This window comes from Streptomyces xanthophaeus (assembly GCF_000725805.1).
Lineage (GTDB): Bacteria > Actinomycetota > Actinomycetes > Streptomycetales > Streptomycetaceae > Streptomyces > Streptomyces xanthophaeus.
The window spans coordinates 1-365 of sequence record NZ_JOFT01000115.1 but is presented as its reverse complement, the minus strand read 5'-3'; the positions used below and the strand labels follow the sequence as shown (position 1 = coordinate 365).

The window sequence follows — 365 nt, the reverse complement described above, 5'->3', positions numbered from 1 at the left end:
GGGTACTCGGCCTGCTTCGTGAAGAGCTCGATCTGGGCCAGGGTCTGGTCCGCGAAGGAGTTCGACATGACGAACGACGGGTGGCCGGTGGCGTTGCCCAGGTTCAGCAGACGGCCCTCGGACAGGACGATCAGGACCTTGCCGTCGGGGAACTTCCAGGTGTGGACCTGCGGCTTGACCTCGTCCTTGACGATGCCCTCGATCTTCGCGAGACCGGCCATGTCGATCTCGTTGTCGAAGTGGCCGATGTTCCCGACGATGGCCTGGTGCTTCATCTTGGCCATGTCGGAGGCCATGATGATGTCCTTGTTGCCCGTGGTCGTGATGAAGATGTCGGCCGTCTCGACGACGTCGTCGAGGGTCGC

Annotated in this window: 1 protein-coding gene; it reads right to left on the bottom strand. The window is 62.5% G+C overall.

Annotation, left to right across the window (positions count from 1 at the left end; translation table 11 throughout):
- Positions 1-365: adenosylhomocysteinase (locus IO30_RS0129115; RefSeq protein ID WP_031147832.1), on the bottom strand; the 365-nt coding region annotated here is incomplete at both ends.